This is a genomic window from Streptomyces alfalfae (assembly GCF_004127445.1).
Lineage (GTDB): Bacteria > Actinomycetota > Actinomycetes > Streptomycetales > Streptomycetaceae > Streptomyces > Streptomyces alfalfae.
Map to the genome: position 1 here is coordinate 48,151 of NZ_QEXM01000014.1, position 16,205 is coordinate 64,355.

Sequence of the window (16,205 nt, forward strand, 5' to 3'; positions counted from 1 at the left end):
GATTTAGACGTGCGGCGTTCAGGCCGACAAGGGGCGCTGCACCTTGATCGACTGGAGGAGGCCCACTGCCACCCAGACGGCGAACATCGACGAGCCGCCGTAACTGACGAACGGCAGCGGAAGCCCCGCGACCGGCATGATGCCGAGGGTCATCCCGATGTTCTCGAAGGCCTGGAAGGCGAACCAGGCGATGATCCCGGCGGCGACGATCGTGCCGTACAGCTCGGTCGTCTCGCGGGCGATGCGGCAGGCGCGCCAGAGGACCACGCCGAGCAGCAGCAGGATGGCGCCCGCGCCGACGAAGCCCAGTTCCTCGCCCGCGACGGTGAAGACGAAGTCCGTCTGCTGTTCGGGGACGAACTGTCCGGTGGTCTGGGAGCCCTTGGTCAGCCCCGTGCCGGTGAGGCCGCCCGAGCCGATGGCGATGCGCGCCTGGTTGGTGTTGTAGCCGACGCCCGCCGGGTCGAGCGCGGGGTTGGCGAAGGCGGCGAAGCGGGCGATCTGGTAGTCGTCGAGGACGCCGAGCTGCCATATGGCGACGCCGCCGAGCGCGCCCGTGCCGAGGAGCCCGAAGACCCAGCGATTGGAGGCGCCGGAGGCGAGCAGGACGCCGAGCACGATCATCACCATGACCATGACGGAGCCGAGGTCGGGCATCAGCATGACGATGGCGATCGGCACGGCCGCGAGGGCGAGGGCCTGCACCACCGTGCGGTGGTCGGGGTGCTCGCGGTCGCCCGCGTCGACCCGGGCGGCGAGCAGCATGGCCATGCCGAGAATGATCGTGATCTTCACGAACTCCGAGGGCTGGAGCGAGAAGCCGCCGCCGAGCACGATCCACGCGTGGGCGCCGTTGATGGTGGCGCCGAGCGGGGTGAGGACGAGCAGCACCAGGAAGACGGAGATGCCGTAGAGGATCGGCACGGCCGTGCGCAGGGTGCGGTGGCCGAGCCAGACCGTGCCGATCATCAGGGCGAAGCCGATGCCGGTGTTGAGCAGGTGCTTGAGGAGGAAGGAGTACGGGTCGTCGCCGACCAGTTCGGTGCGGCCGCGGGTCGCGGAGTAGACGAGCGCGGCGCCGATCGCGGAGAGCGCGATCGCGGAGAGCAGCATGACCCAGTCGAGCCGGCGCACTATCGAGTCGCGGGCGAGCAGCCGTGACAGCTGGGAGCGCTCGGGGCCGTACCCGGATACGGAGAAACCGTTGTTCGTCACCATGGGTCAGTCCCGCTTCCAGGCGGCCGGGGGTCCCGCGAGCTCCTGCGGAGCCGTCGGCGGCTTGGGCGCCGCGGGCTTGTACGGCTTGATCTTCGGGGAGTGGATGGAGCCGTCGCCCTTGATCTTGGGCAGGGACGTCTGCGGCTCGGGCAGGAGGGCCTTCTTCAGGTTCTGCTTGCCCTCGTCGTCCAGGCCGTAGATGGCGTTGTAGATCTGGCGGACGGCGGGTCCGGACGCGCCGGAGCCCGTACCGCCCTGGGAGATCGTCATGACGATCGTGTAGTCCTTGGTGTACGTCGCGAACCACGAGGTGGTCTGCTTGCCGTAGACCTCGGCGGTGCCGGTCTTGGCGTGCATCGGGATCTTGTCCTGCGGCCAGCCCTGGAACCGCCAGGCGGCGGTGCCGCGCGTGGCGACGTCTTCGAGGGCGCCGTCTATGTCCTTGAGGAGCTGGGCGTCCATGGGCAGCTTGCCGTGGGAGCGCGGCTTGATCTCCTGGATCTGCCGGCCGTCGGCGCTGATGATCGCCTTGCCCACCGTGGGGTCGTACATCGTCCCGCCGTTGGCGATGGCCGCGTAGATCGTCGCCATCTGTATCGGCGTGACGAGGGTGTCGCCCTGGCCGATGGAGTAGTTGACGGAGTCACCGGCGCGCATCTTCATGCCTTCGAGGCAGTTCTCGTACGCGATGCGCTCGGCGTACTCGCCGCCCTTCTTGCCCTGCTTGCACCAGGCGTCCTTATTGGCCTTCCAGTAGTCCTTCTTCCACTGGCGGTCCGGGACGCGGCCGGTGACCTCGTTGGGCAGGTCGATGCCGGTCTCCTTGCCGAGGCCGAACTGGTGGGCGGTCCTGTAGAACCAGTCCTTGGCGTCCTTCTTCGGCTTGTTGCCGCCGTCCTTGGCCCACTGGTCGTGCGCGAGCTTGTAGAAGACGGTGTCGCAGGAGACTTCGAGGGCCTTGCCGAGGCTGATGGTGCCGTGGCCCTTGGACTCGTAGTTCTGGAAGGTCTGGCCGCCGATGGAGTACGAGCTGGGGCAGGGGTAGCTGCCGTTGAAGTCGTAGCCCGCGTTCACCGCGGCGGTCGTCGGGATGACCTTGAAGATGGAGCCGGGGGCCGCCTGGCCCTGGATGGCGCGGTTGAGGAGCGGGTAGTTCGACTCCTTGCCGGTGAGCTTGGTGTAGTCCTTGCCGGAGATGCCGCCGACCCAGGCGTTCGGGTCGTAGGTCGGGTTGGAGGCCATGGAGACGACGCGTCCCGTCTTGTTCTCCATGACGACGACGGCGCCCGCGTCGGCCTTGTAGTTCTGGTTGGTGTTCTTGTCGTGCTCCTTGCGGGCCTTCTTCATCGCGTCGTTCAGCCAGTACTCGGAGACCGCCTGCACGCGCGCGTCGATGCTGGTGACGACGTTCGCGCCGGGCTGGGCCTTGTCGTCCTTGGCCTTGCCGATGACGCGGCCGAGGTTGTCGACCTCGTAGCGGGTGACGCCGGCCTTGCCCCGCAACTGCTTGTCGTAGGTGCGTTCGAGACCGGAGCGGCCCACCATGTCCGAGCGCAGGAACGGCGAGTCGGAGTCCTCGGCCTTCTTGATCTCCTCGTCGGTGACGGGCGAGAGGTAGCCGAGGACCTGCGCGGTGTTGGACTTGCCGGGGGCGGCGTAGCGGCGCACGGCGGTGGGCTCGGCGGTGATGCCGGGGAAGTCCTCGGAGCGCTCGCGGATCTGCAGGGCCTGCTTGGGCGTGGCCTCGTCGGTGATCGGGATGGGCTGGTAGGGCGAACCGTTCCAGCAGGGCTGCGGCGTCTTGGCGTCACAGAGGCGGACCTTGCCCTCGACCTCCTGGACCGTCATGTCCAGGACGTCGGCGAGCTTGGCGAGGACCGCCTTGCCGTCGTCCTTCATCTTCATCAGGTCGGTGCGGGAGGCGGAGACGACGAGGCGGGTCTGGTTGTCCGCGATCGGCACGCCGCGCGCGTCCAGGATCGAGCCGCGCACGGCGGGCTGGACGACCTGCTGGACGTGGTTGCCCGAGGCCTCCTTGGCGTACTCGTCGCCGTTGCGGATCTGGAGGTACCACAGCCGCCCGCCGAGGGTGAGCAGCAGGGACACCACGAGCACCTGGATGATCATCAGGCGGAGCTGCACGCGGGGCGTACGTCCCGTCTCGGGGATGTTCGTCACAGCCGCTTGACCCCCTTGATGCGTCCGGCGCGGGCGGCCCGCGCCTTGGCCGTCTTCATGCGCAGTCCCCCGCGCTGGCTGCCGATGCGCAATCCGGTGCCCGAGGAGAGCCAGCCGGAGGTGACGTCGGCCGCCTGGTTGGCGGGGCCGTTCTCCCCCAGCGGGTCGTTGTCGGCCTTTCTGGCGAGGGCGATGATCAGGGGCACCGTGAACGGGGCGAGCAGCAGGTCGTAGAGCGCGGCGGTGAACAGCAGCCCCACCAGGCCCACGTGGCGGGCCGCGGTGTCCCCGACCAACGAGCCGACGCCCGCGTACAGCAGGGTCGAGCCGACGGCGGCGGCGAAGACCACGACGAGCGGGCCGCTGACGGAGCGCAGTCTGCCGCCGTCCGGCTTCGCGAGGCCCGCGAGGTAGCCGATGACGCAGAGCACGAGGGCGTAGCGCCCGACGGCGTGGTCGGCGGGCGGGGCCAGGTCGGCGAGGAGGCCCGCGCCGAAGCCGACGAGGGCGCCGCCGGTGTGCCCGTAGACCAGCGCGAGCCCGAGGACGGTGAGCAGCACCAGGTCGGGCACCGCGCCCGGGAGCTGGAGCCGGGCGAGGACGCTGACCTGGATGACCAGGGCGACGACGACCAGCGCGGCGGAGAGCAGGATTCGGTTGAAGCGCATGGGTCCGTCTCTCCTACTGCTCGTCGTCGTTGGCGGCGCCGTCGGCCGGATCGGCGGCCCCGTCCGCCGGGTCGGCGGCTCCGTCCGCCGGGTTCCCGGCGCCGTCCCCCTCGGGCTTCCCCGACGGGGTGGCCGTCACGGTCACTGTCGGCGTCGGCTTCGGCTTCTCGGGCTTCTTCGGCAGGACCGTGTCGCGCGGGTCCTCGCGGGGGCCCTCGACGACCACGCCGACGATGTCGAGCCGGGTGAAGCCGACGTAGGGCTTCACGTAGACGGTGCGGGTCAGGTCGCCGCCGGAGGGGTCGACGCGGACGACCTCGCCGACCGGCACGCCGGGCACGAACGGCTTGTCCTTGCGGGAGCCGAAGGTGACCAGGCGGTCGCCCTTCTTGACCTCGGACTTGCCGTTGAGGAGCTGGACGGAGAGCGGGCGGTCGCCCTGGCCGGTGGCGAAGCCCAGCTCGTCGGTCTTCTCCATGCGGGTGCCAACGGTGAAGTCGGGGTCGTTGGCGAGCAGGACAGTCGCGGTGTCCGGGCCGACCGTGGTGACGCGGCCGACGAGGCCGTCGCCGTTCAGCACGGTCATGTCGCGCTTGAGCCCGTCCTTGGCGCCGGCGTCGATGGTGACGGTCCAGGAGAAGCCCTGGGCCGCTCCTATGCCGATGACCTCGGCGCCCTTGATGCCGTACTGCCCGGCGCCCGCCGTCTTGAGCATGCTGTCGAGCTGGCGCACCCTGCTGCGGTTGCGGTCGTCGCTGCCGAGCCTGGCCTTCAACGCGGCGTTCTGGCGCTCCAGTTCGGCGATGCGGTCGTGCCGCTCGCCGGAGTCGCGGACCGCGCCGATGGCGTTGCCGATCGGGTCGACGGCGGAGGACATTCCCTCCTCGACCGGACCGAAGACGGTGGCGGCGGCCCGGCGGGCACCGTCGACCGGTGAGTCCTCGCCTCCGCGGATGTCCACCGTGATCAGAGCGAACGCGATGGCGATCAGCAGCACCAGGAGCAGCCGGCTCTCTCGTGTGTCCCTCACGTGCGGCGGCGTGCCTTCCTCAATCGGAATGACGTGGAATCTACGCGTTCCACGGAGTTCGGGGGAATTCTTGTGCCTTGCCGGAAATCTTCTGTCGTGCCTCTATATCAACGATCCGCCGCACGAAGTGGCAAGCACTCGTACGGCGGATCCTCGCGCGTCAGTTCATCTGCGCGGCTGGGCGTCGAGCACCTGCTGCAACGCCTCGAACTCCTCGACACACTTCCCGGAGCCGAGCGCCACGCTGTCCAGCGGGTCCTCGGCGATGTGGATCGGCATACCGGTCTCGCGGCGCAGCCGCTCGTCGAGACCGCGGAGCAGGGCGCCGCCGCCGGTGAGGACGATGCCGCGGTCCATGACGTCGCCCGACAGCTCGGGCGGGCACTTGTCGAGGGTCGTCTTGACCGCGTCGACGATCGCGTTGACCGGCTCCTCGATGGCCTTGCGGACCTCGGCGGCGGAGATCACGACGGTCTTGGGCAGTCCGGAGACCAGGTCCCTGCCGCGGATCTCGGTGTGCTCGTCGGCGTCCATGTCGTACGCCGAACCGATGGTGATCTTGATCTGCTCGGCGGTGCGCTCGCCGAGGAGGAGGGAGTACTCCTTCTTGATGTGCTGGATGATCGCGTTGTCCAGCTCGTCGCCCGCGACGCGGATCGACTGCGCCGTGACGATTCCGCCGAGGCTGATGACCGCGACCTCGGTGGTGCCGCCGCCGATGTCGACCACCATGTTGCCCGTGGCCTCGTGGACCGGCAGGCCCGAGCCGATGGCCGCGGCCATGGGCTCCTCGATGATGTGCACCTGGCGCGCGCCGGCCTGCGACGAGGCCTCGATGACGGCGCGGCGCTCGACGCCGGTGATGCCGGAGGGCACGCAGACGACGACGCGCGGACGAGCGAGGTAGCGCCGCTTGTGGATCTTCAGGATGAAGTAGCGGAGCATGCGTTCGGTGATCTCGAAGTCGGCGATCACGCCGTCCTTCAGCGGACGCACCGCGACGATGTTGCCGGGCGTGCGCCCGATCATCTTCTTCGCTTCCGCGCCGACCGCGAGGATGCCACCGGTGTTGGTGTTGATCGCGACGACGGACGGCTCGTTGAGTACGATCCCCCGACCCCTGACGTACACCAGCGTGTTGGCGGTCCCGAGGTCGACAGCCATGTCACGGCCGATGAACGACATGTTGTTCCCCATGAGGATGCGTCTGGCCTTCCCTATTGGAGCGTTTGATGGCTTTTTAGGTAGGCGAGGTGGGTGCTGTGTGGCAGTGGAGGCTTCCATCGTAGTCTCGGCCGCGCGAAGACGGCGCGAGGGTCTTCGCCATTGTCAGCAGATGATGGGCCGCCTCGCCCATGCAGACGTGCCATAAGGGCCACGCGTTCCCCCGATTGGGGTGCATATGCCAAAGGACGGCCGAATTTCTTCGGCCGTCCGAGGTCAGGCGGGTTTCTTACTGACGTATTGTCAGATCGCCGTGCCGGGGTGTGTCACGCCACGCCCGGGAAGAAGATCTTCAGCTCGCGCTCGGCGGACTCCTCGGAGTCCGAGGCGTGGATCAGGTTCTCCCGGACGATGGTGCCGAAGTCACCGCGGATCGAGCCCGGCGCCGCGGCGATCGGGTCGGTCGGCCCGGCGAGCGCGCGCACGCCCTCGATGACCCGCTCGCCCTCGACGACGAGCGCGACGACGGGACCGGACGACATGAAGGCGACCAGCGGCTCGTAGAAGGGCTTGCCCTTGTGCTCGCCGTAGTGCTGCTCCAGGGTGTCCTGGTCCAGGGAACGCAGCTCCAGCGCGGAGATCGTCCAGCCCGCCTTGCGCTCGATGCGGCCGATGATCTCGCCGATCAGGCCGCGACGGACGGCGTCGGGCTTCAGCAGGACGAGGGTGCGCTGGCTCATGTGCGGCTCCAAAGTGTTTTCACGATCTTTACGATCAGGTGGGATGGCCCGCACGATACCGGGGGCGGCTACGCGGTGTTACCTCCGGCCTCCGCCCCGGCCCCCGCGGGCCCTCACCGGTCGCCGCGCTACGCCTCCGCCTGCCCCTCCGCCATGGCCGCGAACCGGGCCTTCGCCTCGTCGATCTTGCGCCCGAAGTGCACCGAGGCCCACCACAGGGCGGCGAACACCGCGCCCATGAAGAACATCGCGGGGACCGCGAAGCCGCTCGCGATCAGCCCGATCTGCAGGGCCCAGCCGAGCTGCACCCCGCCGGGCCGGGTGATGACGCCGCAGAGCAGCAGAGAGAGCAGCATCGCGATGCCGCAGACCGTCCAGACCGTGCCCATCGACAGGTCGGGGTCCTTCATGGCGACGAGGCCCGCGAAGCCGATGACGAAGAACTCGCCGATCAGGGTCGAAGCGCAGAGCGTACGCATCAGGGGTCAGCCCCTCCCCAGGAGCAGCCGGGCCTCGCCGACCGTGATGACGGAACCGGTGACCAGGACGCCGGCGCCCGCGAACTCCCCCTCGTCCTCGGCCAGGGTGATCGCGGCCTCCAGGGCGTCCGGGAGGCGCGGCTCGACCTGGACCCGCTCGTCGCCGAAGACCTCGACGGCGATGGCGGCCAGGTCGTCCGCGTCCATCGCGCGGTGGCTGCTGTTCTGCGTGACGACGACCTCGGCGAAGATCGGCTCGAAGGCCTCCAGGAACCCCCTGACGTCCTTGTCGTCACTCGCGCCGACCACGCCGATGAGGTTGGTGAAGTCGAAGGCCTCGCTGACGCCCGCCGCCGCGGCCCGCGCGCCCGCCGGGTTGTGCGCGGCGTCCAGGACGATGGTGGGCGAGCGGCGCACGACCTCCAGGCGGCCGGGCGAGGCGACCGAGGCGAAGGCCTTGCGGACCACGTCGATGTCGAGCGGGCGCGCGTGCTGCGCGCCGATGCCGAAGAACGCCTCCACGGCCGCGAGCGCGACCGAGGCGTTGTGCGCCTGGTGCTCGCCGTGCAGGGGCAGGAACACCTCTTCGTACTCCCCGCCGAGTCCGCGCAGCGTCACCAGCTGGCCGCCGACGGCGACCTGCCGGGAGACGACGCCGAACTCCAGGCCCTGGCGGGCGACGGTCGCGTCGACCTCGACGGCCTTCTTCAGGAGCACCTGGGCGGCGTCCACCGGCTGCTGGGCGAGGATCACCGTCGCGTCCTGCTTGATGATCCCGGACTTCTCCACGGCGATCTCGGCCGGTGTGGAGCCGAGGCGGTCGGTGTGGTCCAGGTCGATGGGGGTCACGACGGCGACGGAGCCGTCGATGACGTTCGTCGCGTCCCAGCTGCCGCCCATGCCGACCTCGACGACGGCCACGTCCACGGGAGCGTCGGCGAAGGCCGCGTACGCCATGCCGGTGAGGACCTCGAAGAAGGAGAGGCGGTACTCCTCCTTGGCGTCGACCAGCTCCACGTACGGCTTGATGTCGTGGTACGCCTCGACGAAGCGCTCCGCCTCGATGGGGGCGCCGTCCAGGCTGATGCGCTCGGTGATCGACTGCACGTGGGGCGAGGTGTACCGCCCGGTGCGCAGCTCGAAGGCGGAGAACAGGGCCTCGATCATCCGGGCCGTGGACGTCTTGCCGTTGGTCCCCGTGATGTGGATCGAGGGGTACGCGCGCTGGGGCTCGCCCAGGACGTCCATCAGCGCGGCGATACGGCGGACGGAGGGCTCCAGCTTCGTCTCGCCCCAGCGCCCGGCGAGCTCGGTCTCCACCTCGCGCAGCGCCTTGTCCACCTCGGGATCGGCGGGGCGCGCGGGGATGTCGCCCTGCGGCGGGCCCGCCTGGGTGCGCAGGGTGCGGCTGCCCGCCTCGATCACGGCGAGGTCGGGATCGCGGTCCGTCTCGGCGCCGACGATCTCCTCGAAGGCGTCAGAGGGGTCGATGGGCTCGGAGGGGCGGTCGTCGTCGTGCGGGGGGAGGTCACTCACGTACGCCAGTCTACGGAGCGGCGCCGACACGCGCGGCCAGGCCCCGCCCGGGGCGCCCGAGGGACGCGCCGCGGCCCTCGTCGGGACTTTCGGCCCGTCCGATTCGGGACCAAAGTCCCTCCGCTTCGCCGGGCCGCCGGGCAAACTTGGCGATCATGGACATAGGTATCGACCTCGGCACTGCGAACACCCTTCTCTACGTACGCGGCAAGGGCATCGTGCTCAACGAGCCGTCCGTGGTCGCCGTGCGGGAGGGCGGCAAGGGCGGGGTGCTCGCCGTCGGGACCGAGGCCAAGGAGACGATCGGGCGCACCCCCGGGTCGATCACCGCGATCCGGCCGCTGCGGGACGGCGTGATCAGCGACTACGAGGCCGCCGAGGAGATGATCCGGCACTTCGTGCGCAAGGCCCTCGCGGGCCGGCGTCCCCGCACCCGCATGGTCGTGTGCGTGCCCAGCGGAGTGACGCCCGTCGAGCGGCGGGCCATCGTGCACGCCGCGCAGCGGGCGGGGGCGAAGGCCGTGCACCTCATCGAGGAGCCGATGGCCGCCGCGATCGGGGTGGGGCTGCCGGTCGCCGAGCCGCGCGGCTCGATGGTCGTCGACATCGGCGGCGGCACCACCGAGGTCGCCGTCATCTCGCTCGGCGGCATCGTCACGGCCCAGTCGCTGCGGGTGGGCGGGGACCGCTTCGACCAGGCGATCACCGACTTCGTGCGCAAGCAGCACGGGCTGCTCGTGGGCGAGCGCACCGCCGAGGACATCAAGGTCGCGATCGGCTCGGCGTGGCCGGTGCCGGGTCAGGAGGAGTTCGAGCAGCGGACGTTCACCGTGCGGGGCCGGGAGAAGGTCGGCGGGCTGCCGAAGACCCTGGACCTGACGGTGCGCGAGGTCCGCTCGGCCCTCGACGAGCCGGTGGAGCAGATCATCGCCGCGGTCCGCGTGACGCTGGAGGAGTGCCCGCCCGAGCTGTCCGGCGACATCATGGAGCACGGCATCATCCTGACCGGCGGCGGCGCCCTCCTCCCCGGCCTCGACCTGCGCATCGCCTCCGCCACCAACATCCCGGTCTTCGTGGCCGACGACCCGCTGGACAGCGTGGCGCAGGGCTGCGGCAAGTGCGTGGAGGACTTCGACGGCCTGGCGAAGGCGACGGCGGCGGCCTAGGCCCTGCCGTCCGGAACAGCCCGGCGCCGCGTTCCCCCACTGCCCGGCGCCGGGCCCCCTCACCCGCTGCCGCGGCGCCTCCCCGGGGCAGGCAGCCACATATCATCCCACTTGTGGCACTTATGACCCTGATGCGGTGATTCGCGGCGTCGGTTACCGCGCGGCTCACGGCGTCGCGGGCACATCATGGGTCAAATCTGACCATGTGGTATGCCCAGAATTCCGCGCGAAGGACCCATCAGCTCGTCGGTGATGCCGTGGTCTTCCTGTGGACCGCGCTGTGGGCCACCGCCGCCGTCGTCAGCTACCGGCTCACCTGCCTCCTCGCCGTCCCCCGGGCCCTGCGGGAGCACCGGTCGCCCTTCCCGCTGATCGGCGGGAGCGTCGACAGCGCCGTACGGCAGGTGGCGGACGCCGCCGACGGCCTGCACCCGGTGCTCGTCCGCGTCGGCGTGACCGTGGGCGCACTCGCCCTCTTCGTCGTGCCGGTCGGCGTGCTCCTCGCGGTCTGGCTGCCGCGCAGGCTCCGCTGGGTCCGCCGGGCGGGCGCGGCCAGGGACCTCGCCGCCTCCGAGGACGGCCGCGACCTGCTCGCCCTGCGCTCCCTGCTCCGGCCCCTGGACGAGCTCGCCGTCACCGCGTCGGAGATCCCCGGCTCGACGGTCGGCAGCCTCGCCGGGGGCTGGCGCCAGGGCGACCCGGAGATCCTCGACGCCCTCGCGGACGCGGAGCTGGACCGGCTCGGCCTGCTCCCGCCGCCGTCGGGCGGCCAGGAACCGGCGTCCGGGGAACCCGCGGGCCAGGTCGGGGTCATCGCACCCGCACGCCCCGGCGACGACCGGGCCCCCGACCCACGCGGCGTGGGCTGACCGCCCGGCCCTCGCCCGTAGAGCCGGTACGCCGAAGGCCCCCGGAACCGGCAGGTTCCGGGGGCCTTCCGTCACGTACGCCTCGTACGGCTTCGCGCGGCCGGTGGCGTCATGCCGCCGGCAGGGCCTCCAGCTGGGCCTGGAGGCGGGTGATGTCGGCCTCCGCCTTGGTCAGGCGGCCGCGGATCTTGTCGACCACGTTGTCGGGGGCCTTGGCGAGGAACGCCTCGTTGCCGAGCTTGGCGGTGGCCTGCGCCTTCTCCTTCTCGGCGGCGGCCAGGTCCTTGGCGAGGCGCTTGCGCTCGGCGGCCACGTCGATCGTGCCGGACAGGTCCAGCGCGACGGTGGCGCCCGAGACCGGCAGCGTGGCGGTGGCCGTGAAGCCCTCGCCCTCCGGCTGGAGGCGGAGCAGCTGGCGGATGGCCGCCTCGTGCGGGGCGAGCGCCGTGCCGTCCAGGGTCAGGCGGGCCGGGACCTTCTGGCCCGGCTGGAGCCCCTGGTCGGCGCGGAAGCGGCGGACCTCGGTGATGACCTGCTGGAGGGTCTCGATCTCCCGCTCGGCGCCGGCGTCGCGGAAGCCGCCCGGGGCGTCGGCCCCAGGAACCAGCACAGCACTGGGCCAGTCGGCGATGACGAGGGACTCGCCGCCGGTCAGCGCCGTCCAGAGCGTCTCCGTCACGAACGGCACGATCGGGTGGAGCAGCCGCAGCGTGACGTCGAGGACCTCACCGAGGACGCGGGCCGAGACCTTCGCGCCGTCGCCGCCCGCCATGAAGGTGGTCTTGGACAGCTCCACGTACCAGTCGAAGACCTCGTCCCACGCGAAGTGGAAGAGGGCGTCGGAGAGCTTGGCGAACTGGTAGTCGTCGTAGAGCGCGTCGACCTCGGCGACCGTCGCGTTCAGCCGGGAGAGCACCCAGCGGTCGGTGGCGGACAGCTCCTCGGCCGGGGGCAGCTCGCCCTCGGTCGTGGCGCCGTTCATCATCGCGAAGCGCGTGGCGTTCCAGATCTTGTTGGCGAAGTTGCGCGAGCCCTGGACCCAGTCCTCGCCGATCGGCACGTCGGTGCCGGGGTTGGCGCCGCGGGCCAGCGTGAAGCGCAGGGCGTCCGAGCCGTACTTGTCCATCCAGTCCAGCGGGTTGACCGCGTTGCCGAAGGACTTCGACATCTTCTTGCCGAACTGGTCGCGGACCATGCCGTGCAGCACGATCGTGTGGAACGGCGGGGTGCCGTCCATCGCGTACAGGCCGAACATCATCATCCGGGCGACCCAGAAGAAGAGGATGTCGTAGCCGGTGACGAGGACGGAGTTCGGGTAGAACTTCGCGAGCGACTCCGTCTGCTCGGGCCAGCCCAGCGTGGAGAACGGCCACAGGCCGGAGGAGAACCACGTGTCGAGCACGTCGTTGTCCTGCGTCCAGCCCTCACCCGTCGGGGCCTCGTCGTCGGGGCCGACGCAGACGACCTCGCCGTTCGGGCCGTACCAGACGGGGATGCGGTGGCCCCACCAGAGCTGGCGCGAGATGCACCAGTCGTGGAGGTTGTCGACCCAGTCGAAGTACCGCTTCTCCATCTCCTGCGGGTGGATCTTGACCTTGCCGTCGCGGACCGCGTCGCCGGCGGCCTGCGCGAGCGGGCCGACCTTGACCCACCACTGCATCGACAGGCGCGGCTCGATGGTGGTCTTGCAGCGGGAGCAGTGGCCGACCGAGTGCGTGTACGGGCGCTTCTCGGCGACGATGCGGCCTTCGGCGCGCAGGGCGCCGACGATGGCGGAGCGGGCCTCCAGGCGGTCGAGGCCCTGGAAGGGGCCGTGCGCGGTGATGACGGCGTGCTCGTCCATGACCGCGATGTTCGGCAGGGAGTGGCGCTGGCCGATCTCGAAGTCGTTCGGGTCGTGCGCCGGGGTCACCTTGACGGCGCCGGTGCCGAACTCGGGGTCGACGTGCTCGTCCGCGACGACCGGGATGGTGCGGTCGGTCAACGGCAGCTTGATCTGCTTGCCGACGAGGTGCTTGTACCGCTCGTCCTCGGGGTGGACCGCGACGGCGGTGTCGCCGAGCATCGTCTCGGCGCGGGTGGTGGCGACGACGAGCGTCTCCTCCCCCTCGCCGTACCTGATCGACACCAGCTCGCCGTCGTCGTCCTGGTACTCGACCTCGATGTCCGAGATCGCCGTCAGGCAGCGCGGGCACCAGTTGATGATGCGCTCGGCGCGGTAGATCAGCTCGTCGTCGTAGAGCTTCTTGAAGATGGTCTGGACGGCCTGCGAGAGGCCCTCGTCCATGGTGAAGCGCTCGCGCTCCCAGTCGACGCCGTCGCCGAGGCGGCGCATCTGCCCGGAGATCTGGCCGCCGGACTCGCCCTTCCACTTCCAGACGCGCTCGATGAACGCCTCGCGCCCGAGGTCGTGGCGGGACTTGCCCTCCTTGCCCAGCTCGCGCTCGACGACGTTCTGCGTGGCGATGCCGGCGTGGTCCATGCCGGGCTGCCAGAGCGTCTCGTGGCCCTGCATGCGCTTGCGGCGGGTGAGGGCGTCGATCAGCGTGTGCTCGAAGGCGTGGCCCAGGTGGAGCGCGCCCGTGACGTTCGGCGGGGGGATGACGACGGTGTACGGAGGCTTCTCGCTCTTCTCGTCGGCGGAGAAGTAACCCCGTTCCACCCAGCGCTCGTACAGCGGCCCCTCTACCTCGGCCGGCGCGTACTGGGTCGGCAGTTCGGGAGTGGTCGCTGGGGGCTGCTGCTGAGCGTTCTCGGTCACGCGGCCAGTTTAGAGGGGTGACCGAGCGGTCCCGAAACCGGAATCTTCGGTAACGGTTGACGCCGGGGTCCCCACGGGGCCGGGGCTTCGTTCAGGATGTCCGGAACACGTCAGCGTTCTCAGGGGGGACCCACGCCATGAGCGACAACCAGCCGGGCCCGTACGGGCAGCAGCCGCAGCAACCGGGGCCGTACGGCCAGCAGCCCCAGCCCGGCTACGGCCAGCCGGCCCAGCCCGGCTACGGCCAGCAGCCCCAGCCCGGCTACGGCTACCCCCAGCAGCCCCCGCAGCAGCCCGGCTATAACCAGCCGCAGCAGCCGGGCCCCTACGGGCAGCAGCCCCAGGCCCCCTACGGGCAGGTCCCCCCGCCGCCCCCGCCGTCCGGCGGCGGCAAGAAGAAGACCGGCCTGGTCATCGGCGCGGTGGCCGTGGTCGCGGCCATCGGTGTCGGCGCGTACTTCGTCCTCGGCGGGGGCGGCGGCTCCACGTCGGTCGAGGACGACGGGGCGCACAAGCTGGTGCCGCCGGCCTCGGTCGGCGAGTACAAGAAGGGCGACAACGACAGCACTCCCGACGACGGCCCGCTCGGCTCCGGCGACACGAAGGACGCCGAGGAGGTCGGCATCAAGAACGCGCGCACCGTCGCGGCCGCCTACCAGTCGGGAGAGGTGTTCAAGGGCGGGAAGCAGATGAGCTTCCAGGGCATGTACGGCGACATCGACGACCCGGAGAGGGCGGTCGACGACGGTTTCGCCAAGGCCGGGGAGAACGCCGAGAAGGAGGCCGAGGAGTCCACCGGTGACTCCGACGAGAAGTTCGAGTTCCTCGGCAGCCCCGAGAGCGTCGAGCCCGACGGCCTGGACAACGCCGTGCTGAAGTGCCAGACGGCGAGCATCGAGGACGACGGCAAGAAGACGGAGCTCCCGGTCTGCATCTGGTCGGACCACAGCACGTACGGCATCGTCTTCGGCATCGACGCCACCGCCATGCTCAAGGGCGGCGACGGCATCCCCACCGACGACGTCGCGCAGTTCGCCGCGGACCTCCGCGAGGCGGCCCGCGTCAAGGCCTGACCGCCGCACCACGTGCGCCTCCGTACGAGGGGCCCGGGAGCACCGCACCGCTCCCGGGCCCCTCGTGCGGCGGGCGTCAGGTCCGGTCTCTGGCACAGCCCTTCAACAACTGCGCATCGATCCGGTCCGGCCACCCCGCGCCCTCCCCCTGTCCGACAGGATGTTCGTCAGACATAAGCATCGGGAGGGAACCCCAGTAATGAGCTACAACCAGCCGGGCCCGTACGGCGGGCAGCAACCCCAGCAGCCCGGTCCCTACGGCCAGCAGCCGCAGCAGCCCGGCCCCTACGGCCAGCCGCCGCAGGCCCCGCAGCCCGGCTACGGCTACCCCCAGCAGGCGCCCCCGCCGCAGCAGCCCCCGCAGGGCTACGGCCACCCGCAGCAGGCCCCGCAGCAGGGCTTCGACCAGCCGCAGCAGCCGGGACCGTACGGGCAGGGGCCCGGCCAGTTCCCCGGCCAGGCGCCGCCCCCGCCGCCGGGCGGAGGCGGCGGCAAGAAGGTCGGCCTCATCATCGCCTCGGTCGTCGTGGTCGCGGCGGCCGCGGTCGGCGGCTACTTCGCCTTCGCGGGCGGTGACGACGACAAGGGCGGCAAGAACGGCGGCTCGTCGAACGTGGCGGGCGGCGGTGGCGACGACGGCGGCGTCAAGGACGACGGCCCGCACAAGCTGACGACGCCGGAGACCGTCCTCGTCGACTACAAGAAGGAGCCCGGCAGCGGCTCCGCCTCCGGGGGCATCGACCTCGACAAGGCCGAGGCGGCCGGGGTGAAGAACGCCAAGGACGTCTCGGCCCAGTACAAGTCGGGCGGCGAGGACAACCCGATGGCGCAGAAGATCCTGACCTTCGGCGGCGTCTACGGCGAGGTCGAGGACCCCGAGGGCGTCGTCGACAAGATGTTCGCGAACGCCGAGAAGGAGCAGCAGAAGGGCGCCACCGCCAACGGCGGGAAGGTCACCCTGGTGGGAAGCCCCAAGGAGTACACGCCGAGCGGGCTCGACGGCGCCGTGCTCAAGTGCCAGGAGATGAAGGTCGACATCAGCGGCGGCGCCGGCACCTCCGGCTCCACGGCCGGCTCCTCCGGCTCCAAGGGCATGTCCGCGTCGACCTGCATCTGGGGCGACCACAGCACCATCGGCTACGTCGTCGGCACGGACGTGGCGAGCGCCCTGTCCGGCACGTCCGTCGACCTCGACGAGGCCGCGACGAACTCCGCCGAGCTCCGCAAGGACGTGCGCGTCAAGCTCTGACGCCGCTCCGCCGCACACGGACGAGCCACGGGCCCCGGTCTGCCGGCCGGGGCCTCTGCGTGGAGGATGTCGGC

The 16,205-nt window shown here is 70.7% G+C and carries 13 protein-coding genes; 4 read left to right on the forward strand and 9 right to left on the reverse strand.

Going from position 1 to position 16,205, the window contains the following annotated elements; genetic code table 11:
• Positions 1–18 precede the first annotated feature (18 nt).
• From rodA to folC, 8 genes are all read right to left on the reverse strand, one after another.
• Positions 19–1,218: a rod shape-determining protein RodA gene (gene rodA, locus DCW30_RS04815; RefSeq protein WP_062773860.1), complete on the reverse strand. Its 1,200-nt coding sequence runs from the start codon at positions 1,216–1,218 to the stop codon at positions 19–21.
• Between the two features lie 3 nt (positions 1,219–1,221).
• Entirely contained in the window at positions 1,222–3,396 is a 2,175-nt protein-coding gene (mrdA, locus tag DCW30_RS04820; protein ID WP_076686389.1) for a penicillin-binding protein 2, read from the reverse strand.
• The gene (gene mreD, locus DCW30_RS04825) at positions 3,393–4,064 is read right to left on the reverse strand and encodes a rod shape-determining protein MreD (RefSeq protein WP_062773864.1); all 672 of its coding nucleotides are present in this window, start codon (positions 4,062–4,064) and stop codon (positions 3,393–3,395) included. Before mreD ends, mrdA begins: the two co-directional genes overlap by 4 nt.
• Before the next feature lie 13 nt (positions 4,065–4,077).
• Positions 4,078–5,094 (reverse strand): rod shape-determining protein MreC, encoded by a 1,017-nt coding sequence (gene mreC, locus DCW30_RS04830; protein ID WP_076686388.1) that lies wholly within the window; start codon positions 5,092–5,094, stop codon positions 4,078–4,080.
• Positions 5,095–5,259: 165 nt separating this feature from the next.
• Positions 5,260–6,279: a rod shape-determining protein gene (locus tag DCW30_RS04835; RefSeq protein ID WP_030362602.1), complete on the reverse strand. Its 1,020-nt coding sequence runs from the start codon at positions 6,277–6,279 to the stop codon at positions 5,260–5,262.
• A 305-nt stretch (positions 6,280–6,584) separates the two neighbouring features.
• On the reverse strand, positions 6,585–6,998 hold the full coding sequence (ndk, locus tag DCW30_RS04840) for a nucleoside-diphosphate kinase (protein WP_055702325.1): 414 nt from the start codon (positions 6,996–6,998) through the stop codon (positions 6,585–6,587).
• Between the two features lie 128 nt (positions 6,999–7,126).
• Complete coding sequence (locus DCW30_RS04845) at positions 7,127–7,477, reverse strand: DUF4233 domain-containing protein (RefSeq protein WP_076686386.1); 351 nt, start codon at positions 7,475–7,477, stop codon at positions 7,127–7,129.
• A gap of 6 nt (positions 7,478–7,483) precedes the next feature.
• The gene (folC, locus tag DCW30_RS04850; protein WP_076686384.1) at positions 7,484–9,013 is read right to left on the reverse strand and encodes a bifunctional tetrahydrofolate synthase/dihydrofolate synthase; all 1,530 of its coding nucleotides are present in this window, start codon (positions 9,011–9,013) and stop codon (positions 7,484–7,486) included.
• A gap of 155 nt (positions 9,014–9,168) precedes the next feature.
• Between folC and DCW30_RS04855 the strand changes: the two genes are divergently transcribed.
• Together DCW30_RS04855 and DCW30_RS04860 are read left to right on the forward strand one after the other, a co-directional pair.
• Positions 9,169–10,179, forward strand: a complete 1,011-nt coding sequence (locus DCW30_RS04855; protein WP_103557488.1) for a rod shape-determining protein — start codon at positions 9,169–9,171, stop codon at positions 10,177–10,179.
• Positions 10,180–10,382: 203 nt separating this feature from the next.
• Positions 10,383–11,048: a hypothetical protein gene (locus DCW30_RS04860; RefSeq protein WP_198502600.1), complete on the forward strand. Its 666-nt coding sequence runs from the start codon at positions 10,383–10,385 to the stop codon at positions 11,046–11,048.
• Positions 11,049–11,157: 109 nt separating this feature from the next.
• On the opposite strand, the gene DCW30_RS04865 is transcribed toward DCW30_RS04860, so the two are convergent.
• Complete coding sequence (locus tag DCW30_RS04865) at positions 11,158–13,809, reverse strand: valine--tRNA ligase (protein ID WP_076686378.1); 2,652 nt, start codon at positions 13,807–13,809, stop codon at positions 11,158–11,160.
• Positions 13,810–13,946: 137 nt separating this feature from the next.
• Here DCW30_RS04865 and DCW30_RS04870 point away from each other — a divergent pair, with 137 nt between their 5' ends.
• A complete protein-coding gene (locus DCW30_RS04870; protein WP_076686376.1) occupies positions 13,947–14,882 on the forward strand; it encodes a hypothetical protein in 936 nt (311 codons plus the stop codon).
• A gap of 199 nt (positions 14,883–15,081) precedes the next feature.
• On the forward strand, positions 15,082–16,131 hold the full coding sequence (locus DCW30_RS04875; protein WP_076686375.1) for a hypothetical protein: 1,050 nt from the start codon (positions 15,082–15,084) through the stop codon (positions 16,129–16,131).
• Positions 16,132–16,205 lie beyond the last annotated feature (74 nt).

Coding starts and splice junctions, on each gene's coding strand:
- rodA (WP_062773860.1), bottom strand. CDS start 1,218: ATGGTGACGAACAACGGTTTCTCCGTATCCGGGTACGGCCCCGAGCGC.
- mreD (WP_062773864.1), bottom strand. CDS start 4,064: ATGCGCTTCAACCGAATCCTGCTCTCCGCCGCGCTGGTCGTCGTCGCC.
- DCW30_RS04835 (WP_030362602.1), bottom strand. CDS start 6,279: ATGTCGTTCATCGGCCGTGACATGGCTGTCGACCTCGGGACCGCCAAC.
- ndk (WP_055702325.1), bottom strand. CDS start 6,998: ATGAGCCAGCGCACCCTCGTCCTGCTGAAGCCCGACGCCGTCCGTCGC.
- DCW30_RS04845 (WP_076686386.1), bottom strand. CDS start 7,477: ATGCGTACGCTCTGCGCTTCGACCCTGATCGGCGAGTTCTTCGTCATC.
- DCW30_RS04855 (WP_103557488.1), top strand. CDS start 9,169: ATGGACATAGGTATCGACCTCGGCACTGCGAACACCCTTCTCTACGTA.
- DCW30_RS04860 (WP_198502600.1), top strand. CDS start 10,383: ATGTGGTATGCCCAGAATTCCGCGCGAAGGACCCATCAGCTCGTCGGT.
- DCW30_RS04870 (WP_076686376.1), top strand. CDS start 13,947: ATGAGCGACAACCAGCCGGGCCCGTACGGGCAGCAGCCGCAGCAACCG.
- DCW30_RS04875 (WP_076686375.1), top strand. CDS start 15,082: ATGAGCTACAACCAGCCGGGCCCGTACGGCGGGCAGCAACCCCAGCAG.